At 71.6% G+C, this 22,301-nt stretch carries 27 protein-coding genes, 1 tRNA gene and 1 pseudogene; 18 read left to right on the forward strand and 11 right to left on the reverse strand.

Annotation, left to right across the window (positions count from 1 at the left end):
• Window positions 1-35 precede the first annotated feature (35 nt).
• Window positions 36-1,184: pseudogene (gene wecB, locus BMY07_RS25335) on the forward strand (non-hydrolyzing UDP-N-acetylglucosamine 2-epimerase); the annotation flags it as partial.
• On the opposite strand, the gene BMY07_RS35610 reads toward wecB, so the two are convergent.
• The gene (locus BMY07_RS35610; protein WP_092783636.1) at window positions 1,154-1,735 is read right to left on the reverse strand and encodes an isochorismatase family protein; all 582 of its coding nucleotides are present in this window, start codon (window positions 1,733-1,735) and stop codon (window positions 1,154-1,156) included. The pseudogene wecB and the gene BMY07_RS35610 sit on opposite strands and share 31 nt — an antisense overlap.
• The gene (locus tag BMY07_RS25345) at window positions 1,735-3,054 is read right to left on the reverse strand and encodes a nicotinate phosphoribosyltransferase (RefSeq protein ID WP_092783639.1); all 1,320 of its coding nucleotides are present in this window, start codon (window positions 3,052-3,054) and stop codon (window positions 1,735-1,737) included. The genes BMY07_RS35610 and BMY07_RS25345 overlap by 1 nt, the downstream gene beginning before the upstream one ends.
• 130 nt (window positions 3,055-3,184) lie before the next feature.
• Here BMY07_RS25345 and clpS point away from each other — a divergent pair, with 130 nt between their 5' ends.
• From clpS to rdgB, 12 genes are all read left to right on the forward strand, one after another.
• The gene (gene clpS, locus BMY07_RS25350) at window positions 3,185-3,484 is read left to right on the forward strand and encodes an ATP-dependent Clp protease adapter ClpS (RefSeq protein WP_092783642.1); all 300 of its coding nucleotides are present in this window, start codon (window positions 3,185-3,187) and stop codon (window positions 3,482-3,484) included.
• Window positions 3,481-4,041 (forward strand): DUF2017 domain-containing protein, encoded by a 561-nt coding sequence (locus BMY07_RS25355; RefSeq protein WP_092783645.1) that lies wholly within the window; start codon window positions 3,481-3,483, stop codon window positions 4,039-4,041. Before clpS ends, BMY07_RS25355 begins: the two co-directional genes overlap by 4 nt.
• Entirely contained in the window at window positions 4,038-4,979 is a 942-nt protein-coding gene (locus BMY07_RS25360) for a P1 family peptidase (protein WP_092783648.1), read from the forward strand. The genes BMY07_RS25355 and BMY07_RS25360 overlap by 4 nt, the downstream gene beginning before the upstream one ends.
• Window positions 4,980-5,121: 142 nt before the next feature.
• Window positions 5,122-5,574 (forward strand): M67 family metallopeptidase, encoded by a 453-nt coding sequence (locus tag BMY07_RS25365; RefSeq protein ID WP_281245090.1) that lies wholly within the window; start codon window positions 5,122-5,124, stop codon window positions 5,572-5,574.
• 79 nt (window positions 5,575-5,653) lie between these two features.
• Window positions 5,654-5,932, forward strand: coding sequence for a MoaD/ThiS family protein (locus tag BMY07_RS25370; protein WP_092783651.1), 279 nt, complete (start codon window positions 5,654-5,656; stop codon window positions 5,930-5,932).
• 27 nt (window positions 5,933-5,959) lie between these two features.
• Window positions 5,960-6,910: a PLP-dependent cysteine synthase family protein gene (locus BMY07_RS25375; protein ID WP_092783654.1), complete on the forward strand. Its 951-nt coding sequence runs from the start codon at window positions 5,960-5,962 to the stop codon at window positions 6,908-6,910.
• Window positions 6,911-7,316: 406 nt separating this feature from the next.
• Complete coding sequence (locus tag BMY07_RS25380; RefSeq protein WP_092783657.1) at window positions 7,317-7,790, forward strand: SRPBCC family protein; 474 nt, start codon at window positions 7,317-7,319, stop codon at window positions 7,788-7,790.
• 54 nt (window positions 7,791-7,844) lie between these two features.
• Window positions 7,845-8,465, forward strand: coding sequence for a rhomboid family intramembrane serine protease (locus tag BMY07_RS25385; protein WP_425426352.1), 621 nt, complete (start codon window positions 7,845-7,847; stop codon window positions 8,463-8,465).
• Window positions 8,462-9,253 carry a glutamate racemase gene (gene murI, locus BMY07_RS25390; protein ID WP_092783660.1) on the forward strand — a complete coding sequence of 264 codons (792 nt, stop codon included), beginning with the start codon at window positions 8,462-8,464 and terminating at the stop codon, window positions 9,251-9,253. Before BMY07_RS25385 ends, murI begins: the two co-directional genes overlap by 4 nt.
• Window positions 9,254-9,289: 36 nt before the next feature.
• Window positions 9,290-10,060 (forward strand): MBL fold metallo-hydrolase, encoded by a 771-nt coding sequence (locus BMY07_RS25395; RefSeq protein ID WP_092783663.1) that lies wholly within the window; start codon window positions 9,290-9,292, stop codon window positions 10,058-10,060.
• 23 nt (window positions 10,061-10,083) lie between these two features.
• Window positions 10,084-10,845: a ribonuclease PH gene (gene rph / locus BMY07_RS25400; protein ID WP_092783666.1), complete on the forward strand. Its 762-nt coding sequence runs from the start codon at window positions 10,084-10,086 to the stop codon at window positions 10,843-10,845.
• On the forward strand, window positions 10,842-11,444 hold the full coding sequence (gene rdgB / locus BMY07_RS25405; protein WP_092783669.1) for an RdgB/HAM1 family non-canonical purine NTP pyrophosphatase: 603 nt from the start codon (window positions 10,842-10,844) through the stop codon (window positions 11,442-11,444). Before rph ends, rdgB begins: the two co-directional genes overlap by 4 nt.
• Here rdgB and BMY07_RS25410 read toward each other — a convergent pair whose 3' ends face one another.
• Together BMY07_RS25410 and bcp are read right to left on the reverse strand one after the other, a co-directional pair.
• Window positions 11,445-12,329 (reverse strand): serine hydrolase, encoded by an 885-nt coding sequence (locus BMY07_RS25410; protein WP_092783672.1) that lies wholly within the window; start codon window positions 12,327-12,329, stop codon window positions 11,445-11,447.
• Between the two features lie 125 nt (window positions 12,330-12,454).
• A complete protein-coding gene (gene bcp, locus BMY07_RS25415; RefSeq protein WP_092783675.1) occupies window positions 12,455-12,928 on the reverse strand; it encodes a thioredoxin-dependent thiol peroxidase in 474 nt (157 codons plus the stop codon).
• On the opposite strand from bcp, the gene BMY07_RS25420 reads away from it, so the two are divergent.
• Window positions 12,927-13,565 (forward strand): hypothetical protein, encoded by a 639-nt coding sequence (locus BMY07_RS25420; protein ID WP_143073634.1) that lies wholly within the window; start codon window positions 12,927-12,929, stop codon window positions 13,563-13,565. The two genes, bcp and BMY07_RS25420, sit on opposite strands and share 2 nt — an antisense overlap.
• A gap of 1,194 nt (window positions 13,566-14,759) precedes the next feature.
• Here BMY07_RS25420 and BMY07_RS25425 read toward each other — a convergent pair.
• Window positions 14,760-14,833 (reverse strand) — tRNA-Leu (locus BMY07_RS25425).
• A 98-nt stretch (window positions 14,834-14,931) separates the two neighbouring features.
• Here BMY07_RS25425 and BMY07_RS25430 point away from each other — a divergent pair.
• Complete coding sequence (locus tag BMY07_RS25430; RefSeq protein ID WP_092783681.1) at window positions 14,932-15,153, forward strand: DUF3618 domain-containing protein; 222 nt, start codon at window positions 14,932-14,934, stop codon at window positions 15,151-15,153.
• Here BMY07_RS25430 and BMY07_RS25435 read toward each other — a convergent pair.
• Both BMY07_RS25435 and BMY07_RS25440 read right to left on the reverse strand, forming a co-directional pair.
• The gene (locus BMY07_RS25435) at window positions 15,150-15,464 is read right to left on the reverse strand and encodes a hypothetical protein (protein WP_177215755.1); all 315 of its coding nucleotides are present in this window, start codon (window positions 15,462-15,464) and stop codon (window positions 15,150-15,152) included. The genes BMY07_RS25430 and BMY07_RS25435 overlap by 4 nt on opposite strands.
• 113 nt (window positions 15,465-15,577) lie before the next feature.
• Window positions 15,578-16,201: a TetR/AcrR family transcriptional regulator gene (locus BMY07_RS25440; RefSeq protein WP_092783684.1), complete on the reverse strand. Its 624-nt coding sequence runs from the start codon at window positions 16,199-16,201 to the stop codon at window positions 15,578-15,580.
• 76 nt (window positions 16,202-16,277) lie between these two features.
• Here BMY07_RS25440 and BMY07_RS25445 point away from each other — a divergent pair, with 76 nt between their 5' ends.
• The 3 genes from BMY07_RS25445 to BMY07_RS34535 are packed head-to-tail and all read left to right on the forward strand — an operon-like array spanning window position 16,278 to window position 18,493.
• Window positions 16,278-17,798: a flavin-containing monooxygenase gene (locus BMY07_RS25445; RefSeq protein WP_092783687.1), complete on the forward strand. Its 1,521-nt coding sequence runs from the start codon at window positions 16,278-16,280 to the stop codon at window positions 17,796-17,798.
• Window positions 17,799-17,808: 10 nt separating this feature from the next.
• Window positions 17,809-18,288, forward strand: a complete 480-nt coding sequence (gene smpB / locus BMY07_RS25450; protein ID WP_092783690.1) for an SsrA-binding protein SmpB — start codon at window positions 17,809-17,811, stop codon at window positions 18,286-18,288.
• A gap of 28 nt (window positions 18,289-18,316) precedes the next feature.
• Entirely contained in the window at window positions 18,317-18,493 is a 177-nt protein-coding gene (locus BMY07_RS34535; RefSeq protein ID WP_092783693.1) for a hypothetical protein, read from the forward strand.
• A gap of 47 nt (window positions 18,494-18,540) precedes the next feature.
• Here BMY07_RS34535 and BMY07_RS25460 read toward each other — a convergent pair whose 3' ends face one another.
• The 4 genes from BMY07_RS25460 to BMY07_RS25475 all read right to left on the reverse strand — a co-directional run bounded on the left by BMY07_RS25460 (window position 18,541) and on the right by BMY07_RS25475 (window position 22,234).
• On the reverse strand, window positions 18,541-19,290 hold the full coding sequence (locus BMY07_RS25460; RefSeq protein WP_177215756.1) for a hypothetical protein: 750 nt from the start codon (window positions 19,288-19,290) through the stop codon (window positions 18,541-18,543).
• A gap of 4 nt (window positions 19,291-19,294) precedes the next feature.
• A complete protein-coding gene (locus BMY07_RS25465; RefSeq protein ID WP_092783696.1) occupies window positions 19,295-19,636 on the reverse strand; it encodes an effector-associated constant component EACC1 in 342 nt (113 codons plus the stop codon).
• Between the two features lie 21 nt (window positions 19,637-19,657).
• A complete protein-coding gene (locus BMY07_RS25470; RefSeq protein WP_092783699.1) occupies window positions 19,658-20,113 on the reverse strand; it encodes a helix-turn-helix domain-containing protein in 456 nt (151 codons plus the stop codon).
• Window positions 20,114-20,233: 120 nt separating this feature from the next.
• Window positions 20,234-22,234 carry an LCP family protein gene (locus BMY07_RS25475; RefSeq protein WP_245782648.1) on the reverse strand — a complete coding sequence of 667 codons (2,001 nt, stop codon included), beginning with the start codon at window positions 22,232-22,234 and terminating at the stop codon, window positions 20,234-20,236.
• Between the last annotated feature and the right edge of the window lie 67 nt (window positions 22,235-22,301).

Raw genomic sequence — 22,301 nt, forward strand, 5'->3', positions numbered from 1 at the left:
CCGGGATCCACTTCGCTCCCTCCCCTAAGGAACACATGCGCAACGAGGTCCTGATCCTGGTCGGCACCCGGCCGGAGGCGGTGAAGGCGGCGCCCGTCGCGCTCGCGGCCGCCGCCGACCCCCTGCTCGTCCCCTACGTCGTCCACAGTGGACAACACCCCGGCATGGTCGAGCAGGCGCTCACCCCGTTCGGGCTGGGTCCGGACGAGGTGCTGGTCGTCGACCGGCCGGTCGGCGGGCAGGCGGAACTGGTCGGCGCGCTGCTGCCCAGGCTGGACGCCGTCCTCGCCCGCCGCGACCCCGGTGTCCTGCTCGTGCAGGGCGACACCACCACGACGCTGGCAGGCGCGCTCGCCGCGTTCTGGCGCGGCATCCCGGTCGCCCACCTGGAAGCGGGACTGCGCACCGGCGACCTCGCCGCGCCCTTCCCCGAGGAGGGCAACCGGCAGATGGTCGCCAGGATCGCCGCGCTGCACCTGGCCCCCACCGAGGACGCCGCCGCCGCGTTGCGCGCCGAGTCCGTGTCCGGCGCCACGATCGAGGTCACCGGCAACACCGTCGTCGACGCTGTCCGCCACATCGCCTCAGTAGACCTACCGGCCGCGAACGCCCCACTGGCCCGACTGGAACAAGACCTCGACAGCACCGGCGGCAGACTCGTCCTGGTCACCGTGCACCGCCGCGAGTCCTGGGGGGCGCCGCTGGCGGGCATCCTCGGCGCCGTCCGCACGATCGCCGACCGGCACCCCGACGTGCGCGTGCTGCTCCCGGCGCACCCCAACCCCGGGGTCCGCGCCCAGGTCGCCGCCGTGCTCGGCGGCCACCCCGGGATCGTGGTGACCGACCCGCTGGACTACCCCGACCTGGTGCGCGCCCTGCGCCGGGCGGCCCTGGTCATCACCGACTCCGGCGGCATCCAGGAGGAGGCGCCCACCTTCGGCGTCCCGGTCCTGGTCGCCCGCGACGTCACCGAGCGCATGGAGGCCGTCCGCGCGGGCTGCGCGCACCTGGTCGGCACCGACCGGGTGAAGCTGCTCGGCGAGGCGGAGCGGGTGCTGGTCACCGGCCAGCGGGTGCCCGACACCGACAACCCGTTCGGCGACGGGCACGCCGCGCGCCGGGTCTGCGCCGCGCTGACCAGGCTGCTCTCCGGTCAGCCGACCCTGGGCGTCCCGACCAGCGTGACGTCCGCCGCCCTGAGGCCCGCCAGCGCCGACTCGACGGTAGGCGCGGCGACGCCCGCGGTGAGGTCGAGCAAGACCGTGGTGGTGAAACCGGCCGTGGCCGCGTCGATGGCCGTCGCGCGCACGCAGTGATCGGTGGCGATCCCGACGACGTCCACCCGGGTCACCGCGCGTGAGCGCAACCAGTCGACCAGCGGCACCTCGGCCGGGCCGACCCCCTCGAAGCCCGAGTACGCCGCCGCGTAGGCCCCCTTGGAGAAGACGGCCTCGATCGGCGCCACGTCCAGCGCGGGGTGGAACGAGGACCCGGCGGTGTCGACGACGCAGTGCACCGGCCAGCTGTCGACGAAGTCGGGGGTGTCGCTGAAGTGCGCGCCCGGGTCGATGTGGAAGTCGCGGGTCGCGACCACGTGGTCGTAGTCCGAGGCGGCCACGTGGGCGGAGATCGCGGCGGCGACGGCGGCACCACCGGTGACGGCGAGGGAACCGCCCTCGCAGAAGTCGTTCTGCACATCGACGACGATCAACGCGGACTTTCCGAGGTCGGTCATCACGGCTCCAGGTACACGGTGGGGATGGCGGGGTCGCCCGCGGACAGCTTCAGGCCCTCCCAGGGGAGGCTGACCAGGCCCTTGCGCACGCGGGTCCTGCTGTCCTCCAGCGTGGGCAGATCGGGCACCGGTTGTCCACCGCGCATCAGGGGGATCTGCAGCAACCGGTCGTGCTCGCCGACCTCGGGAGCCGGGCCGCCCGCGGCGTAGATGACCTCTTCCAGCGCGGTGCCGGTCGGCTTGTGCCTGCGCAGCGCCAGCTTCCGGCCGCCGCGCGACTCCTTGTGCGAGCTGCGCTTGGCCACCGGCCGCCCGTCGACCTCGACCAGCTTGTAGACCATCCCGGCGGTCGGTGCCCCCGACCCGGTCACCACCGAGGTGCCCACCCCGTAGGCGTCGACCGGCTCGGCCCGCAGCGACGCGATGGCGTACTCGTCGAGGTCGCCGGACACCACGATCCTGGTCTGGGTGGCGCCGAGCCCGTCGAGCTGCTCGCGGGCGTGCCTGGCCAGCACCCCGACGTCACCGGAGTCGATGCGGATCGCGCCGAGCCCGGTCCCGGCCACCTCGACCGCCGTCGCGATGCCCTGGGTGATGTCGTAGGTGTCGACCAACAGCGTGGTGCCGACACCGAGGGCGGACACCTGCGCGGCGAACGCGGCGCGCTCGTCGTCGTGCAGCAGCGTGAACGCGTGCGCGCAGGTACCGGCGGTCGGGATGCCGTAGGCGCTACCGGCGGCCAGGTTCGACGTAGTGGAGAACCCGGCCAGGTAGGACGCACGGGCCGAGGCGATCGCCGCGACCTCGTGCGTGCGCCGCGAGCCCATCTCGATGATCGGCCGCCCGTTCGCCGCGCCCGCCATCCGCGCCGCGGCCGAGACGATGGCGCTGTCGTGGTTGAGGATCGACAGCACGACCGTCTCCAGCACGACCGCGTCGGCGAAGGTGCCCGTCACGGTCAGCACGGGGGAGCCGGGGAAGAACAGCTCGCCCTCGGGGTAGCCGTCGATGTCACCGCTGAAGCGGTACGCGGCCAGCCACTCCAGCGTCGCCGCGTCGACCACCGAGGTCTCCCGCAGGTGCGCCAGCTCGGCGTCCCCGAACCGGAACGCGGCCGCCGCCTCGACGACCCGCGCCGTCCCGCCGACCACCCCGTACCGGCGCCCGTCCGGCAACCGCCTGGTGAACACCTCGAACACGCAGGACCGCTCGGCCGTGCCGTCGGCCAGCGCGGCGGAGAGCATGGTCAGTTCGTAGTGGTCGGTCAGCAGTCCGGTACTGACCGGACCCACGCCGCTCGCACCCGCGTTCACACCCATGGGCATGAGCCTATGTCGTGTTACACCTCTAGCGGCTGATTGGCCCAGTCGGGCACGATCGGTGATCGAGTAGTCCGATCGAATGAAGATCCGCCGGTGTTCGCGAAACGGGTCATGCCACCATTGACCCATGACCGCAGCCGTCGACATGGAGCAGACGCAGGCGACGCCGTCCAGCTCGGAGGTGGTGGCCGAGGACCGGCCCTGGCAGACCGTCGTCTGGAACGACCCGGTCAACCTGATGTCGTACGTGACCTACGTGTTCCAGAAGCTGTTCGGCTACAGCAGGGACAAGGCGACCAAGCTCATGCTCGACGTGCACCACGAGGGCAAGGCGATCGTGTCGTCGGGGACCAAGGACAAGGTGGAGGCCGACGTGGCGAGACTGCACGCCGCGGGGCTCTGGGCGACGATGGAACACACGTCATGAAGCCGTGGAAGCGCAAGGGCGACCTGGTGCACGCCGACATCGACCGGCAGGAGGCCGCGGTGCTGCGCGGCCTGGTGTCCCAGATCGACGACATGCTGCGCGCGCGCATCGAGGAGACCCCGCAGGACGAGCTCGCGGAGCTGACCGGCATCCGCACCGGCCCGTCGACCTCCCCGGACGACCCGATCCTGTCCCGGCTGCTGCCCGACTTCCACCGGCTCGACGACGACAACCCCAGCAAGGCCGACCTCGACTCGGCCGCGGTGCTGCGCTCGCTGCACGAGCCGACGCTGCTCGACCTCAAGACCGGGGTCGCCGCGGTGGTGCTGGAGACCTGCCCGATGTACGGCGGCGGGATCCGGCTCTCGCTGGAGCAGGCCGACGCCTGGCTCTCCGCGCTCAACGACGTGCGGCTGGCCCTGGGCACCGCCATCGAGGTCACCGAGGACATGCCGGACGAGCTGCCCGACGACGACCCGCGCAGCCCGCACCTGTCGGTGTACCACTGGCTGACCTGGGTGCAGGAGTCCATGGTGCAGGCGCTCTCCACGCCGTGATCACCCAGGTCCCGGGGGTGCGGGTGGGCCACCACCACCGGTTGGGCGGCGGGTGGGCGACCGGGACCACGGTCGTCCTGCTGCCGGAGGGCGCGGTCGGCGGGGTCGACTCGCGTGGCGGTGCACCTGGGACTCGTGAGACGGACCTGCTCGCCCCCGAGAACCTGGTCAGCAGGGTCGACGCCGTGTGCCTATCCGGCGGTAGCGCCTACGGGCTGGCTGCGGCGGATGGCGTTATGCGCTGGCTCGGCGAGCGCGGTGTCGGGTTCCCGGTAGGGCCAGAGTCGCACCACGTCGTACCGATCGTTCCTGCGGCGGTGCTGTTTGACCTACCTCGCGGTGAGTGGGGTAACCGTCCGGATGCGGAGTTCGGGTACGCGGCCTGCGCGGCTGCCTCTGATGGCCCAGTCGAGATGGGCAGCGTCGGGGCTGGAGCCGGTGCCAGAGTCGGGTCGCTCAAGGGCGGTATCGGCTCGGCCAGCGCAAGAGTGGGCGAGTTCACAGTTGGCGCTATCGCCGCGGTCAACGCCAAGGGTGAGGTGGTCGACCTGTCCACCGGCGGCTTCTGGGTCGACGGTGAACCGGGGGAGTTCCCGCCCGCGCCGGGGAGGGCCGCGCGGCTGGCGGTGCGGTCTTCGGATCTCAACACCACCATCGGCGTTGTCGCCACCGACGCCGCCCTGGACAAGGCGCAGTGCAAGCGGTTGGCCATGGCCGCCCAGCACGGGCTCGCCCGAGCAGTGCGCCCGTCACACACCCTTTTCGACGGCGACACCGTGTTCGCGGCCGCTACCGGGGTCCGCCCGGTGTCCTGCCCGGACGAGCTGGACGCGCTCTATACCTCGGCGGCCGAGGTGTTCGCCCGGGCTGTCGCACACGGCGCGCTCACCGCCACCACCGTCGGCGACCTGCGCTCATATAGCGACATTTGGGGATGAACTGCGGGTCTCGCACTCGATTGGCGGCGGCCGCCAAGCGGGGACGATGCCGGGCGGGGACGAGGGGGTGGGTGGCGGGAGAGAGTGTCACTGCGGCCTCCCACACACTGGGAGGTGTGGATCCAGCCCGTAGGATGGTGCCGTGCTGACGATCCGCCGAGACCTCGTGGACGCGATGGTGGCGCATGCCCGCCGCGACCACCCGGACGAGGCGTGCGGCGTCATCGCGGGACCCGACGGCTCCGACCGCCCCGAGCGGTTCATCCCGATGCTCAACGCGGCCCGCTCGCCCACGTTCTACGAGTTCGACTCCGCGGACCTGCTGCGGCTGTACCGGGAGATGGACGCCAACGACGAGGTGCCGGTGGTCATCTACCACTCGCACACGGCCACCGAGGCCTACCCGTCGCGCACCGACGCCAAGATCGCCGCCGAGCCGTACGCGCACTACGTGCTGGTCTCCACGCGCGACCCGCACGAGCACGAACTGCGCTCGTTCCGCATCGTCGAGGGCGTCATCACCGAGGAACCCGTCGAGGTCGTCGAGTCCTACCGGTTCGCCCACACCGGACCGGACGACGTCCCAGAGCTGTGAGTTCCCCCGTGCCGCGGAATACCCGCGGCACCCGCGCGCGTCCCTTCCCTTGAACCCACCTCCCGGAGGATGACCCACCATGGCCGTCACCGTCTCGATCCCGACCATCCTGCGCACCCACACCGGCGGCGAGAAGACCGTCCCGGCCGCGGGCGACACCCTGGCCCAGGTCATCGACGACCTCGAGGCCAACCACGGCGGCCTCAAGGCCCGCCTGGTCAAGGACGGCGTGCTGCACCGCTTCGTCAACGTCTACGTCAACGACGAGGACGTCCGCTTCGCCGGTGGCCTGGAGGCCAAGGTCGCCGACGGCGACAACGTGACGATCCTGCCCGCCGTCGCCGGTGGCGCGCGCTAGTTTTCCGGCTTCGCTTGAGGGGGATCCGTGGCCCGCTACGACTCGCTGCTCGACGCGCTGGGTGACACGCCGCTGGTCGGCCTGCCCCGGCTGTCCCCGGCGCCGACGGTGCGGCTGTGGGCCAAGCTCGAGGACCGCAACCCGACCGGCTCCATCAAGGACCGCCCCGCGCTCGCCATGATCACCGCCGCCGAGCGCGACGGCCGCTTGGCGCCCGGGGCGACGATCCTGGAGCCGACCTCGGGCAACACCGGCATCTCGCTGGCCATGGCCGCCAAGCTCAAGGGCTACGGCCTGGTCTGCGTGATGCCGGAGAACACCTCCGAGGAGCGCAAGCTGCTGCTGCAGGCCTACGGCGCCCGCATCGTGTTCTCCCCGGCGGCGGGCGGCTCCAACGAGGCCGTCCGCCGCGCCAAGGAACTCGCCGAGCAGCACCCGGACTGGGTGATGCTCTACCAGTACGGCAACCCGGACAACGCCGCCGCCCACTACACCGGCACCGGCCCCGAGATCCTGCGCGACCTGCCGTCCATCACGCACTTCGTCGCGGGCCTCGGCACCACCGGCACCCTGGTCGGCGTCGGCCGCTACCTGCGCGAGCACAAGCCCGACATCCAGATCATCGCCGCCGAACCCCGCTACGGGGAGCTCGTCTACGGCCTGCGCAACCTCGACGAGGGCTTCGTCCCCGAGCTGTACGACCCATCGGTCCTGAGCAGCCGCTTCTCCGTCGGCTCCTACGACGCCCTCCGCCGCACCCGCCAACTCCTGGAAACCGAGGGCATCTTCGCAGGCGTCTCCACCGGCGCCATCCTGCACGCGGCCCTCGCCTCCGCCGAGAAAGCCGCAGGCGCGGGCGAGGAAGCCGACGTCGTCTTCATCGTCGCCGACGCAGGCTGGAAATACCTCTCCACCGGCGCCTACAGCGGCACCATCGACGAAGCCTCCGACCGCCTTGACGGCCACCTCTGGGCCTGACCGTCCCGCGCGCTCGGTGCTGGCGTGCGGGGCTAGTAGCAATGTCGCGCTGAGGAGCGGAGTCGTCGCGGACTGCTGACATCTCGCGCAGACAGCGGTCGCTTGGACCTCGTGCAGGCAGCGGTGTGCGGGCTGGTGCCCCTCCACCGTGTGGGCGGCCCAGCGAGTCGCCTTGGCGTACGAACGCGGAAGCGCGCATGTCCATCGCCGCCGACGCGAGTCGGGAAGCGCCTGTCCACCGGGTGCGTGCGGCGGCACCATCGACGAAGCCTCCGACCGCCTCCGGGCGTAGTCGCGCGTGCTCCGCGCGGGGGTGATCGGCGACCTCGGTTCGGTCGCTCGGTAGTGGGTGCGGGCCTGGTGGGTGGGCGTGGTCCGGGGCCGGTCGGGCGCTAGGTTCTGCGGTATGGCCGGTGTTGTCGAGGTGCTGCGGAGCGCCCAGGTGCCTGCTCCGGTGGAGCGGGTGTGGGCGATCGTGTCGGATGCGGGGCGGGCGCCGGATTGGTTCAGCTTCGCGGAGCGGACCGAGGTGTTGTCCGGCGATGGGGTCGGGCAGCGGCGCAGGCAGTTCGGGCTGTGGGGGAACCGGCGGTCGGAGATCGACCAGGAGGTCGTGGCCTTCGACGCGCCGGTGCTGATCGGGTGGGTGCACAAGGCGGAGCGGTTGGACGGGAAGGCGGCGCCGACGTTGGCGAGGTCGACGCGGTTCACCATCGAGCTCCAGGCTGACGGCGAGCGGACGACGGTCACCCTGCGCACCGTCCAGGAGCCGGTCGACGCGCTGCGCGGGTTCCTCATGCGCACCGCGTGGACCAGGGAGATCAAGCGCCGGATGGACGAGTCGCTGGCCAGGTTGGCGCGGGCGGCGGAATCGGGGTGACCTCCGGGGTTTCGCCGGATCCGGTGCCCCGCGCGAGCACGTAGTCTCACGGGTGTGAGCACCGCGCCCGTCCAGCCGAGCAAACCCGCAGCCCGGGTGTTCCCGCCGAACCCGGTGCAGGCGGTCATCGTCGTCGGCGGGTTCGCCGCGCTGCTGTACCTGATCGAGTTCCTCGATGCCGTGCTGCCCGCCGACCTCGACCAGTTCGGCATCATCGCGCGCGACAGCTCCGGGCTCGACGGCATCCTGTGGGCGCCGCTGCTGCACTCGGGCTGGGGCCACCTGGTGTCCAACACGCTGCCGCTGGTGGTGCTGGCGTTCCTGGCGATGGCCAACGGCCTGTCCCAGTGGATCGCGGTCACCGCCACCATCTGGCTGGTCAGCGGCGCGGGCGTGTGGCTGACCGCCAACCCCGGCACGGTCACCGTCGGCGCGTCCGGGCTGTGCTTCGGCTGGCTGCTGTTCCTGCTGGTGCGCGGCCTGTTCACCCGCAGCGTCCTGCACATCGCGCTGGCGCTGGTGCTGCTCGGCTACTGGGGCACGATGCTGTTCGGCGTGCTGCCCGGCGACCCGGGGATCTCCTGGCAGGGCCACCTGTTCGGCGCGCTCGGCGGCGTGCTGGCCGCCTGGCTGGTGTCGATGGGCAACCGGTCGGTCACCAGGCAGGCCGCGTGAGCGCCCCGATCGGCATCTTCGACTCCGGCGTCGGCGGCCTGACCGTCGCGCGCTCGATCATCGACCAGCTCCCGCACGAGCGGCTGCGCTACCTCGGCGACACCGCCAACACCCCGTACGGCCCGCGCCCGATCGCCGAGGTCCGCGAGATCACCCTGCGGCACACCGACGCGCTGGTCGGCAGCGGCGTCAAGATGCTGGTCCTGGCCTGCAACACCGCCTCGGCCGCGTGCCTGCGCGACGCCAGGGAGCGCTACGACATCCCGGTCGTCGAGGTCGTCGTCCCCGCCGTGCGCCGGGCGGCCGCGGTGACCAAGACCGGCAGGGTCGGCGTGATCGGCACCACCGGCACCATCCGCTCCCGCGCCTACGACGACGCCTTCGCCGCTGCCCCGGGCATCGCGGTCACCGGCACGGCCTGCCCCAGGTTCGTCGACTTCGTCGAGCGCGGCATCACCTCCGGGCGCCAGGTCCTCGGTCTCGCCCAGACCTACCTGGAACCGTTGCAACAGGCCGCTGTGGACACACTCGTGCTCGGCTGCACGCACTACCCGCTGCTCACCGGCGTCCTGCAGGTCGTGATGGGACCGGACGTGACGCTGGTGTCGAGTGCGGAGGAGTGCGCGAAGGACGTCTTCCGGGTGCTCACCGAGACCGGTCTGCTGACCGAGGACGAGGACGAGCCGGTGCACGAGTTCAGCGCGACCGGTCCCGCTGAGCCGTTCGACCGGCTGGCCCGCCGCTTCCTCGGCCTCGGCGCGGGCCTTGCTCCATTGGCTCGATGGTGATCGTGCCGCGATGCCCGCTGTGACAGGCTGATCGGTGTGCTGCTGACCGTCCTCGGCTGCTCGGGAAGCGTCCCGGGCCCCCACGCCGCCTCGTCCGGGTACCTCGTCGAGGCGGACGGGTTCCTGCTCGCCGTCGAGCTCGGCAGCGGCACCCTCGCCGCCATGCAAGCGATCCGCGACCCGTTCGCGCTGGACGCACTGCTGTTCTCCCACTTGCACGCCGACCACTGCGCGGACTTCGCGTCGCTGACCGTCTACCGGCGCTACCACCCGCGCCCCACCAGGGATCCCAGGGCCAACCGGTTACCCGTGCACGCGCCTGCGGCCGCCCCGCGCCGGTTCGCCGGGGCGTACGCGACCGACGAGGCCGAGTTGGCTGTCACGGATCTGTCCGATGTGTTCGACTTCCGCCCGCTGCGCGCCGGGACGTTCCACATCGGACCCTTCGAGGTGACCGCGGCGACCGCGGCGCACCCGTGCGAGGCCTACAGCTTCCGGATCGCCCACGGCGGCCGGTCCTTGGTGTACACCGGCGACACCGGCCTGTGCGGTCCGGTCACCGCGCTGGCCGATGGCGCGGACGTCGTGCTCGCCGAGGCGTCCTGGACGCACGGCTCCGGCGCCTCGACCGCGATGCACCTGTCCGGTCGGGAGGCCGGTGAGCTCGCCGCAGTGGCGGGCGCAGGCCGGTTGCTGGTCACCCACATCCCGCCGTGGACCGACCGCGACGCCGTGCGCGCGGAGGCCACCGCGGCCTTCCCCGGCGAGGTCACCCTCGTCCGGGAGGGCGCGGCCTACGAGCTCTAGCGGTGGCCGGCTAGGCTGACCGGGTGGTGAGAAGCGACGGCAGGAACGACAACCAGCTCCGGGACATCACGATCACGCGCGGGTACCAGGACTGGCCCGCCGGATCGGTGCTGGTGTCCTTCGGCCGCACCAGGGTGCTGTGCGCGGCGAGCGTCACCGAGGGCGTCCCGCGCTGGCGCAAGGGCTCCGGGCTCGGCTGGGTCACCGCCGAGTACGCGATGCTGCCCTCGGCGACCAACACCCGCGGCGACCGCGAGTCGGTGAAGGGCCGCGTCGGCGGCCGCACGCACGAGATCAGCAGGCTCATCGGCCGGTCCCTGCGCGCCTGCATCGACCTGTCCGCGCTCGGGGAGAACACCATCCACCTCGACTGCGACGTGATCCAGGCCGACGGCGGCACCAGGACCGCGGCGATCACCGGCGCCTACGTCGCGCTGGCCGACGCCATCACCTACCTGGGGGCCGCGCGCAAGCTCGCCGACCCGCAGCCGCTGTCCTGCGCGGTGTCGGCGGTCAGCGTCGGCGTCGTCGGCGGCCGGGTGCGCCTCGACCTGCCCTACGAGGAGGATGCGCGCGCCGAGGTCGACATGAACGTGGTCGCCACCGACGCCGGGACGCTCATCGAGGTCCAGGGCACCGGCGAGGGCGCCACCTTCGCCCGCTCCACCCTCGACGCCATGCTCGACCTCGCCCTCGCGGGCTGCGCCGAGCTCAACCGCGTCCAGGCCGAGGCGCTCGCGCTGCCCTACCCGGGCACCCTGCCCGAGCCGAAGGGCTCCCGGTGACCCGCGTCCTGCTGGCCAGCCGCAACGCCAAGAAGCTGGCCGAGCTGCGCCGCATCCTGGCCGCCGAGCGGGTCGAGGGCATCGAGATCGTCGGCCTCGACGACGTGCCCGAGTTCCCGGAGGCCCCGGAGACCGGCGCGACCTTCGAGGAGAACGCCCTGGCCAAGGCCCGCGACGCGGTCGCCGCGACCGGTCTGCCCGCCATCGCCGACGACTCCGGCATCGCGATCGACGCCCTCAACGGCATGCCCGGCGTCCTCTCGGCCCGCTGGTCCGGCGGCCACGGCGCCGACGAGGCCAACCTCCACCTCGTCCTGGCCCAACTCGGCGACGTCCCCGACGACCGCCGCGGCGGTGGCTTCGTCTGCGCCATCGCCCTGGTCCGCCCGGACGGCACCGAGACCACCCTGCGGGCCGACTGGCGCGGCGTCATCACCCGCGAACCCAGCGGCACCAACGGCTTCGGCTACGACCCCATCTTCCGCCCGGACGGCCACGACCGGACCTCGGCGGAGCTGTCCCCCGCGGAGAAGGACGCCATCTCCCACCGCGGGCAGGCCCTGCGCCTGCTGCTGCCCCACCTGGCCGCGCTCGCGTAGTCAGGACAGGTACGGGTCCAGGACCGCCGCGCCCGCGGTGACGGCCTTGCGGGCACTGGCCCAGCGGGTGCCCAGGGGGTACTCGGTGAGCAGGACGACCGTGTAGCGCCAGTGCTCGCCGACCAGGCCGGTGGTGTGCACGACGATGTCGTTGGTGCTGTTCGACCAGCCCTGCTTGACCGCCCAGGTGGCGGAGATGGCGGTGGGGATGCCGAAGGTCTGGTCGAAACCGTCCGCGGCCTCGGGGGTCGAGGCGGCCAGGGCGTCGACCACGAGGTCCCGGTCGGCCGCCGGGAGGTCGTCGAGGATGTAGTCGTAGACCCCGGCCACGTCGCGGGCGGTCAGCAGGACGTCGCCCCAGCGGCCGACGATGGCGGGCGGCTCGGTGCCGGTCAGGCCCATCCGCCTGGTCGAGCGGGTGAGCAGGTCGACGCCGCCCTGGCGGACCCACAGCGCGGTGGCGATGTCGTCGTCGGAGGCGCTGAGCATCGCGGCGATCTGCTTGCGGGTCGCGGCGGTCGGACCCTCGGCGAGGACGTCGACCGCGATCACCAGCTTCACCAGCGACGCCGACCGGAACTGGCGCTCCGGCTCGACCGCGACGACATCGGCCCCGGTGTCGCGGTCCACCACCAGCACCCCGACCCGGGCGGTCCCCAGCACCGACCGCACCGCCGCGGTGATCGCCGCCGGGTCGGGCATCTCGGCCGCCCTGACCTCCGGCGCCGCCTGGACCGTGGGCGCCTTGGTCGGTGTCTCGGCGGCGGTCTGCGCAGCGGTCGTCTGGGTGAGTACCTGCACGGTGGGCTGCTCCGCGGCCGACCCGCACCCGGCGACGGACAAGGCGACGAGGCCGATCAGAGCCAGGTTCCGGAGTGGGCGCACGTCCGGTGAAACGCCACCCCACCGGGGAAGGTTGACCCGGTCGGGCGGCAACTTCCCTGGTGGGCGGGCCGTAACGGCACCGCACCGGGATCCGTTGCCCCGACCGGGCGACCCTCACCGGATTCTCAGACGGAGATGTCCCGGCGCAGCTTCGCGACGTGCCCGGTGGCCTTCACGTTGTACCCGGCGTGCGCGATCTTGCCCTCCGGGTCGACCACGAAGGTGGACCGGATCACGCCGGTGACCGTCTTGCCGTAGAGCTGCTTCTCGCCGTAGGCGCCGTACGCGGTCAGGACGGTCTTGTCCGGGTCCGACAGCAACGGGAAGGTCAGGCCCTCCTCGGCGACGAACTTGGCCAGCTTCGCGGGCTTGTCGGGGGAGATGCCCAGGACGGTGTAGCCGGCGTCGTTGAACTCGGCGAGGTTGTCCCGGAAGTCGCAGGCCTGCTTGGTGCAGCCCGGGGTGGAGGCGGCCGGGTAGAAGTAGACGACGACGGACTGGCCGCGGAAGTCCGACAGCGACACCTCGGTGCCCTCGCTGTCGGGAAGGGTGAACTCCGGTGCCGCGTCACCGGGGGACAGGCGCAACTGTTCGGTCATGCCCAGGACGCTAGCGCGCCGCTACGCCTGCCCGTCGAACACGGTCACCACCGCCGCGCCCGCCGGGTCCGGCTGCGCGCTGACCACCAGCGCCGCCTTCTCCGGCGGCAGCGCGAACGCCACCAGGAACCGCGTGCTGCGACCCGGCGCCACCGCCTCCGCGCCCACCGCTCCGGTGTACCCCTGCGCCGAGTCGACCACCTGCCTGCTCGCCGCCCCGTCCGCCACCGCGGACAACGACAGCAACGTCGGCGAGTACGGCGAGGTCCCGTCGTTGCGCACGGTCATCTCGAACCCGACCGCCCTCGACACCGCCGGGAACGCCGACCCGGTCGGCACGAACGACTTGGGCGCCGACACGGTGATCGTCAACCCCATCCCCAACGCCGTCGGCTCCCCACTCCGCGTCGGCTGGCTCACCCCGGCCAGATCCGCGCTCGTAGGCACCGGCGCCGTGACCGTCGCCGAGTACGCGGTGGCGCTACCGCAGCCGGTGATCGCCACCAAGAGCGCGCAGCAAGCGGCCACGAGCGCGACGATCTTCACGGGACATGCCTCTTCCTGGCGGGGACTCGAGCTGTGCACCCCCACCATGGCACCAGTCCCCGCCACCCCGCCGAGCCGAATAGGCCGTTGAGTCGTACCTGGTTCCGCACTGTGGCCGACCCGTGATCACCGCCGCACCCAGCGTGACCACCCCCACTGCCCCCCGTGTCAGTCGATCATCCGATGATCGCCACCGGACCAGCCCCCGCACCTCGTCGACCGACTCTCACCCGCCCCTGAACTTCACCCGGTTCAGCGACAGAAGTTATCCACATCTGGATCTTCGGAAGGGTGCTTTCAAGATCGCCTGTCGTGGGGTGCCGATAGACTGGCACTGGGACGCCCCCCGGTGTGGGTGGGGGCTGGGCCGGGTCGGGACCGCGTGCGCGCGAAGCGGTTGAGGCAGGGTAAGAGGGCTCATGGCGGCGCAAAGTCGCCACCCGCACGCCGCGTCGTAAAACGCCGCCCCGCAGGTGACAGCCCATTTGGTCGCACACTGGACGCGATGGCCGAAGGCCAAGCGGCCAACGCCGGTTCCGCCGCCGACCGCACCGTGAGCGACAAGCGCAGCGGCGACATGCTCGACGCGAGGCCCGTCAGACCCGTGCGAGCACGCTGGGTCAGGCCCCCGCCGCCCCATGGGCGACAACCCATCAGTCACACACCCGATGCGACGGCCGAAGGTCCGAGCGAGGCCCCCGCTGGCCCCAGTCCGCTCCAGGTGTTCCGCTCGTTCGTCCGCTACGCAAGCTCCGCAGGACTCCCCGCTTCACACCTTCCGCGCCCACCGTGCCGTGAGCCACAACCCCGCCGGTTACCCACCTTGATGCGACGACCGAGCGGCCATGCTGGGGCAGACGCCCGCCCCACCGTGGCCGACAACCCCATCAGAAACGCCCGATGCGACGACCGAAGGCCAAGCGGCCCGCTGGGTCCGCCGCACCATGGGCGACAAGCCCACTGGTTACCTACTCGATGTGAGGGCCAACGGCCCGAACGAGCCCACGCCGGGTCCGCAGCCCACCGCACCGTGGGCGACAAACCCATTGGTTACACACTCGACGTGAGGGCCGCTAGGCCCGAGCGAGCACCGCTGGGTCGAGAGTGATCGCACCGTGGGCGACAGCCCTGTTGGTTACCTACCTTGATGCGATGACCGAGGGTCGAGCGAACCCCGCTGGGTCCGGCGCCGACCGCACCGTGGGGGTCCGGGGGCTCGGCCCCCGGGTCGGAGGACGAGCGACCCCGTCCACGCGTTCTGTGGACATGGGTAGCCCAGAGCTCGTGGGGCCGGAGAGACTCGAACTCTCACTGGCACGGACCTAAACCGTGTGCCTCTGCCAATTGGGCTACGGCCCCCGGGTAGCGTTCACAGCCTAATCGGCGTGGCCCGTGCGTGGGCGGGGTGGTCGGTGATCTACCGTTGGGGCTGTTGGTTGGGTTGCGAGGAGGATGCAGTGGCGCGGGATCCCGACACCATCCAGCGTGAGATCGAGCAGGCGCGGGACGCGCTGGCGGCGACGTTGGACCAGCTGAGTGTGAAGGCCAGTCCGAAGCGGCTGGTGGAGAGTGCGAAGTCCGGCGCGCGGTCGCGGTTGGACGACCCGAAGGTGCGGTACGCGCTGATCGGGGTGGGCGTGCTGGTTGGCCTGCTCGTGGTGCGGCGGTTGTTCCGCTAGGCCATGGCCGCTGGGGGCGGTGCGGGGGCTTTGTCCGTGCGCGCCTGGGTGGGGATGGCGGTGACCGGGTTGTCCAGGCCGAGCCGGGCGGTGAGGTAGGCGGCGGTGAAGCCGACCGCGTCGCCGTCGAGGGTGTGCACGACGGTGCGCTTCTTGTCGTTGGCGAGGAGTTCCTCGACGAGGGTGTCGGCGCGTTCGCGGGCGGTGACCAGGTCGGGCGCGGTGGCGGTCTTGGTCTGGCCCTTGGCCTTGACCTCGACGGTCCAGTCGGTGCCGCGCGCGGTGTAGTTGGCCAGGATCGGTTCGTACATGGCTCGCCCCTCCTGCTCCGGTGCGTCGCGGGGAGGCGAGGCGTGCGTCCCCACACCGCTGAGCTTGCGCGCCGTGGCGGGTTTCCGCTCGTCGACGGCGGCGGACTGGGCTTCTACCTGGGGTCGGCCAGTGCGTCGAGTCCGCCCCAGAGGACGCGGGTGAGGTGGTCGGCGGCCTGGTCGGCGGTGATGTCGTCGCGGCCGACGTACCAGAGGGAGAGCCGTTCGCAGGCGCCGACGACGGTCTGGGCGGCGACTTCGAGGTCGGTGGGCGCGGTGTCGGGCAGGAACGCCGTGAACAGCGCGATGTTGATCTCCACTTGTTCCTGCCGGACGGCCTCGACCTCGGCCGCGGCGGCCTGACCGGCGACGGCGGCCTCGTTGCGCAGGACCAGCGACCAGGCCCGGCGGTGGGCGTCGGTGAACTCGAAGAAGGCGACCAGGCCGCGGCGCAGTGCGTCGCGCGGGTCGGTGGCGCCGATGACGGCCTGGGTGGTGGCGGTGGCGAGGTGGGCGCGGGCCTGGCGGATGCAGGCGACCAGCAGGCCTTCCTTGGAGCCGAAGTACTCGTAGATCATCGGCTTGGAGACCCCGCAGCGCTCGGCGATCTCGTCCATGGAGGCCGCCAGGTAGCCGCGGTCGGCGAAGATCTCCTCGGCGACGGCGACCATCTGCCGCTCGCGTTCGGCGCGGGGCATGCGGCGCTTGCGGGTCTGCTCCGGCGCGGTGCTCACCACGGCACTCTACCGCAAGTAACCTACTTCCAGTAAGGTGACCGCGGGTAACACCTGATCGAGGGCATGGAGGGCCGCCATGGGCAAGCTCGTCAACACCGGTGTCGTGGTGATCGGCACCGGGTTCTCCGGCATGGGGATGGCCATCCAGCTGCGCAAGGAGGGCCGCGACGACTTCGTCGTGCTGGAGAAGGCCGCCGACTTCGGCGGTACCTGGCGGGACAACACCTACCCCGGCTGCGCCTGCGACATCCAGTCGCACATGTACTCGTTCTCCTTCGAGCAGAAGCCGGACTGGACCCGCTCGTACGCCCCGCAGCCCGAGATCTGGCAGTACCTGCGCGACGTGGCCGCCAAGTGGGACCTGGCGCGCAACACCCGCTTCGGCGTCGAGGTGACCGGCGCGCGCTGGGACTCGGGCGCGAACCGCTGGCACGTCGAGACCTCCGGCGGCGACACCTACGTCACCCGGTTCCTGGTCGCGGGCATCGGCGCGCTGCACCTCCCGGCCATCCCCCGGCTGCCCGGCATCGAGACCTTCGAGGGCGCGGCGTTCCACTCGGCCCAGTGGGACCACGACTACGACCTGACCGGCAAGCGCGTCGCGGTGATCGGGACCGGGGCCAGCGCGGTGCAGTTCGTGCCCCGCATCGCGCCGCAGGTGGCGGAGTTGACGCTGTTCCAGCGCACCGCGCCGTGGGTGATGCCCAAGCCGGACCACGGGATGCCCGCCTGGTCGCAGGCGCTGTTCGCGAAGGTCCCCGGCGCCCAGCGCGCCTACCGGCACCTGCTGTACTGGATCAACGAGGTCCGCGCGGTCGGCTTCAACGGCCACCAGGGTGTCCTCAAGCTCGCCTCGAAGCTCGCCGCGCACAACATCACCCGATCGGTGCGGGACCCGGAGTTGGTGCGGAAGCTGACCCCGGACTACGTCATGGGCTGCAAGCGGGTGCTGATCTCCAACGACTACTACCCGACGTTCAACCGGTCCAACGTGCACCTCGACACCTCGGGCGTCGCGGAGGTCCGCGCGCACAGCGTCGTGGGCAAGGACGGGCGCGAGCACCCGGTTGACGCGATCATCTACGGCACCGGGTTCCACGTCACAGACTCGTTCGACTACCTGAGGATCACCGGCCGGGACGGGGTCGACCTGGCCGGGCTGTGGCGGGAGCGGGGCATCAACACCCACCTCGGGATGAGCGTCGCAGGCTTCCCGAACCTGTTCTTCCTACTCGGCCCGAACACCGGGCTCGGCCACAACTCGGTGGTCTTCATGATCGAGTCGCAGATCCGGTACGTGGCCGAGGCGCTGCGGCTGGCCGACCGCGACGGCGCGGAGGCGCTGCAGGTGCGGGTCGCGGCGCAGGAGTCGTTCAACACCGAGGTGCAGCGCAAGCTCGCCGACGGCGTGTGGACCCGCGGCGGCTGCACCAGCTGGTACCTGGACTCCCAGGGCGTCAACCGCACCATCTGGCCCGGCTTCACCTGGCGCTACTGGCTGCGTACCCGCCGCGTCGACCCGTCGGACTTCGAACTGCTCACCCGCACCCGCGCCACCGCCGGAAATGGCGCGAGCGACCCGGCGGCCGTCCGCTAGTTTCGGGGGCATGGCCGCAGACCCCAACAGCGCGACGATCGCCACGAACCGGCGGGCCCGGCACCACTACGCGGTGCTCGACACGGTCGAGGCGGGCGTCGTGCTGGTGGGCACCGAGGTCAAGAGCCTGCGCCTGGGCCGGGCGTCGCTGGTCGACGCGTTCGCCACCATCGACGACGGCGAGGTGTGGCTGCGCGGGCTGCACATCAACGAGTACGCGCTGGGCACCTGGACCAACCACACGCCCCGGCGGACCCGCAAGCTGCTGCTGCACCGGCGCGAGATCGACAAGCTGTCGCAGAAGGTCCACGAGTCCGGCCTGTCCCTGGTCCCGCTGTCGATGTACTTCACCGACGGCCGGGTGAAGGTCGAACTGGCCCTCGTCCGCGGCAAGAAGACCTGGGACAAGCGCGCCGACCTCGCCGACCGCGACGCCAAGCGCGAGATCGAACGCGCCTTCGCCCGCCACATCAAGGGCAAGCGCCACTAGCGCCGCCGCCCGTGACACCATCCACCCCGTGCCCCGCCTGTTCACCGCCCTCCTGGGCCTGGTCGACAAGTTCGAGGAACGCGGAGTCCACGTCCCCGGCGCCGACGACGGCAAGATCTCCCCATGGCGCGACTTCGGCTGGCTGATCGCCGCCTGGCTGGTCGCCATCGGCTTCTTCATCCTCTTCTTCGCCCTCGCCGCCTGAACCCGACCGGCTCACTTCGGGCAGTTCGGCAACGGGTCCCCACCCGGTTAGGCAGGTGCGACTCGGCCCTCGACGCCTGCCCCTGCCGTCGGGATCACTGCCGCTCGGCCTCTGGTGCGGCGGTGGGCTGTGGTGTCTAGGAGAGCGCCTACAGTGCGGCGGCGCGAGGGGGTTGCGTTGGGTTGGGATGCGGTGGCGAGCAGTGTGGGGTCTAGGCGTAAGAGGGTGGAGAGGGCGCGTTGGGGGGCAGTGAGGGTGGCTAGGCCTGGGGGGACGGGGGGTTCCACTTCGTTTTCGGCGGAGGGGGTGAAGGCGTCTTCGTTGCGTTCCCAGGTGCCGTAGGCGGCTAGCCACGCGAGGTAGAGCGGTCGGAGATCGCCTGCGGCCAGTTCGAGGCGAATCCCTGCGATCGCGGGAAGCCACCCGCCAGGGTCGTGGGTGAGGATCTCGCGGTCCTCGTCGGTGATCTGGAAGTCGAACACCGCGAAACCGCCTACGACCCAGGCGTCCACGAAGTCATCGACGCGGTGGTCGTCGATGACCGCGGCGTCCACCGCCGTGTCGGGTAGCCGCAACATCACCCGGTGGTCGCCCCAGTCGGTGATGTGCACGTGGGCGTCGTAGTACCGCGACATCAACTCCGCTGGGTCGCCCTTGAAGTCGCCCCAGTGGTACTCGTTCGCGAACGTCGTGGCGGTGATCTCCGCCCGGCTGGACAAGGCGCGGACAGCGCGCTGCTCGGCGAGTCCCAGGGGTCGGTCGACCGCCAGGAACCCGTAGTACTGGTACTCGCCCACGGGGCTACTCGTCGAAGAACTTGTCCACCTGGGCCAGGACCTCGTCGACGTTCGAGTTGTTGGCGAGTTTGGCTTTGAAGTGCTTGTCGCCGTCTTTGAGGTCCAGGTCCAGGACGACGGCTTTGCGGCGGGTGCTCAGGTAGGTGAAGACGGAGCGGATCATGACGGCGCCTGCGCCGCCGCCGCCGAGGGCGATGGTGAGGGCGTCGATGGCGGCGCCCATCTCGCCTTCGCGGATGGGGGCGTCGCGGAGGCGGACCCTGCCGCGCAGTTCGTCCTCGTCGCGCAGCCAGGTGGCCAGTTCGCGGAGGTCGTCGTCGGTGCCGGTGAGTGCTGCCTCAGTCACTCGTCCAGTGTACGTAGCCGATCACTCCGCCTGGGCCCTGATGTGCGCGACCAGTTCGATGGTGTCCATCCCGCACAGCTCGGCCAGCCGGTCGAGCGCCGAGCCGTCCAGGTGCACCTCGTCCTGTTCGGACAGCAGTTCGGCGGCCCAGCGGCGCAGCGGCATCAGCTGGGGCCGGTCGTCGGCGGCCGCCGCGTGCAGGTCGACGCGGACGCGGCCCAGGGGGGTGTCCGCGAAGACGCGGTCGTGCACCCGGGCGATCAGGTCGTGTGGCAGCGCCTCTAGCGCCACGCAGATCTCTACGAACCGGACCACCGAACACTGCCGGGTGCCCAGTTCGTAGGTCGCCAGGGTCTGCAGCGAGATCTCGCTCTGCAGCCTGCCGTTGAGCTCCTTGCGGGTCCAGCCCCGCTGCTTGCGCAGCCTGCGGATCTCGTCCCCGAGCACCCGCTGGTAGGTCGCCGCTTCGATGCGCAAGGTCCGCCCCTCCTCGACCGGCGCCGCTGAACGCCGACGCCTCCACCACAGGAAGCGATCAACCCGCCCGCCCTGACGCGGGTTCGGCGAAGTTGCTCCGATCGAGTGAGGGCGAAAGCCTCAGTTCACACACGGAGGCCCGGTCTGCACCGCGGCGCGGGCACCCAGGTCGAGCAACGGGGCACCCGTCAGCCGCTCGCCGGGGGTACCGGCGGTGGTGCTGAAGTCCTTGCCGATGATGACGGTGACCTTGCCCTTGGTCAGGTTGGTGTCCGCCTCGCTGGTGGCCTTGCCGCCGAGCGCGTCCACGACCGACTTGCCGCCCGCCTCCTCGCCCTTGGCGTAGCGGACCACGGTCTTGGACCTGGCCGCGGCGTTGCCGGTCTCGCCGGTCGGGAAGCCCTGGCTCTCCAGGGTGTCGGCCACCTCGGCGGCCAGCCCGGTGCGGCCGGACCCGTTGAGCACCGACACCGTCGGCTTGGCCGCGGGCGCGTCGGCGGTCCCGGTGGTGGGGGCGCCGCTGCTGGGCGCCGGGGTCCCGCCGGTCAGCAGGCCGGTGACGAACTCCTTCACCGCCGTGGGGTCGACCTGCACCGCGCTGCCGTCGCTGGGGGTGCTCAGGTCGAGGGTGCCGTGCGGGATCGTCTCGAACCCGACGTCGCCACCGGTCACCGAGATCATCTGCTGCGCGAACCGCATGATGTCCCAGTTCTTGTCCAGCACCACCGACTTGCCGATCGCGGTCTTGAGCTGGTCGAGCACCTGCGAGCCGGGCGCCAGCACGTCGCCGGAGACCATCTTCTTCGCCATGGCGCTCATGAACACCTGCTGGCGGGTGATCCGGTCGATGTCGCCGTTGGGCAGCCCGTGCCGCTGCCGGACGAACTGCAGCGCCTGCACCCCCTGCAGGGTCTGCGTCCCGGCCGGGAAGTTCGCGCCGGACAACGAGTCCTTGGTGGCCTTCTTCAGGCACACCTCGACGCCGCCGACCGCGTTGGTGATGTCGTAGAAGCCGAGCAGGTTGACCTCGGCGTAGTGGTCGATGGTGGCGCCGGTGAGCTTGGTCAGGGTGGCGATCAGGCTCTTGGCGCCCTCCTCGTTGGACCGGCGCTCCAGCTCCTTCTGGTCGGAGACGCCTTCCTTCTGAAGCTGGCCGCGCGCGGCCAGCTTCGCCCTGCTGTAGGCGGAGTTGACCTTGTGCTTGCCGTAGCCGGGGATCTCGACGTACGAGTCGCGGGGGATCGAGATGCCGACCGGCTTGCCGCCGTTGTTCGGGATCCTGATCATGATCAGCGTGTCGGTGTTGGTCTCGCCGTCGGACTTGCCGCCGTTGAGCATCGCCAACTGCTCTTTCGACAGCGGGTTGCCCTGCGCGTCGGTTCGGCTGTCCACGCCGACCATCAGGATGTCCACCGCGCCGTCCGCGGGCTTCTCCCCGGTGTCCTCGACCACGTTGGCCTTGGTGACCCCGTCGGAGAACGAGTCGGTCACCTTCCAGTAGTAGCCGGTCGCGGCGAGCACGACCGCCGAGAGCAGCGCCACCGCCGTGCGGCCCGCGACCATCCCCGGCTTGGGCTTGCGCGCCCGCGTCGACGACGGCCTGGTGCTCGGCCGGATCCGCTCGGTCTCGGCCGCCCCGGACACCCGCTTGCGCGGCCCGGACCCCTCGCGCGCCCCGGCACCGTCGCGCCGCCCCGCGCGGACCCCGCTCTCGCGACCGGCCGCACCTGCCCGGCTCGCGCTGTCCCGGCCCACACCGTCCCGACCCGCACCGTCCCGGCCCGAGTTGCTCCGGCTCGGCGACTCGGCCCGGCTCGCGCCGTCCCGACCGGGAGCAGCCGCTCGTCCGGCGCGCCCCCGCGCCCGGTCGTCGCCGCGCCCCGCCTCGGGTCGTGGCCTGCGCGCCCCCGCGTCCCGCGTCCCGCGCTCGTCCCGGACGCCGCGGTCCCTGGCCGGGTCCTGCCGCGGCCGCTCGGGCCGCGCGGCCCGGTCCTGGCCGTCGCGCGCCGCCCTGGGGTGGTCGCCGGGTGGTGGGACGCGCCTGCCTGGGGCCTGGGCGCGCGGTGGTACGGGTCGACCCGATCCCGCGCGATCGCCTGGCCTCGGTGGCCGGTACTCCACGCCCCGCTCCTCCCTGTCGCCTGACGCCGGTCGGCCCTGGGCGCGCTCGTCCGCCGGTGAAAAGTAA

Source organism: Actinokineospora terrae, from assembly GCF_900111175.1.
Classification (GTDB): Bacteria; Actinomycetota; Actinomycetes; order Mycobacteriales; family Pseudonocardiaceae; genus Actinokineospora; species Actinokineospora terrae.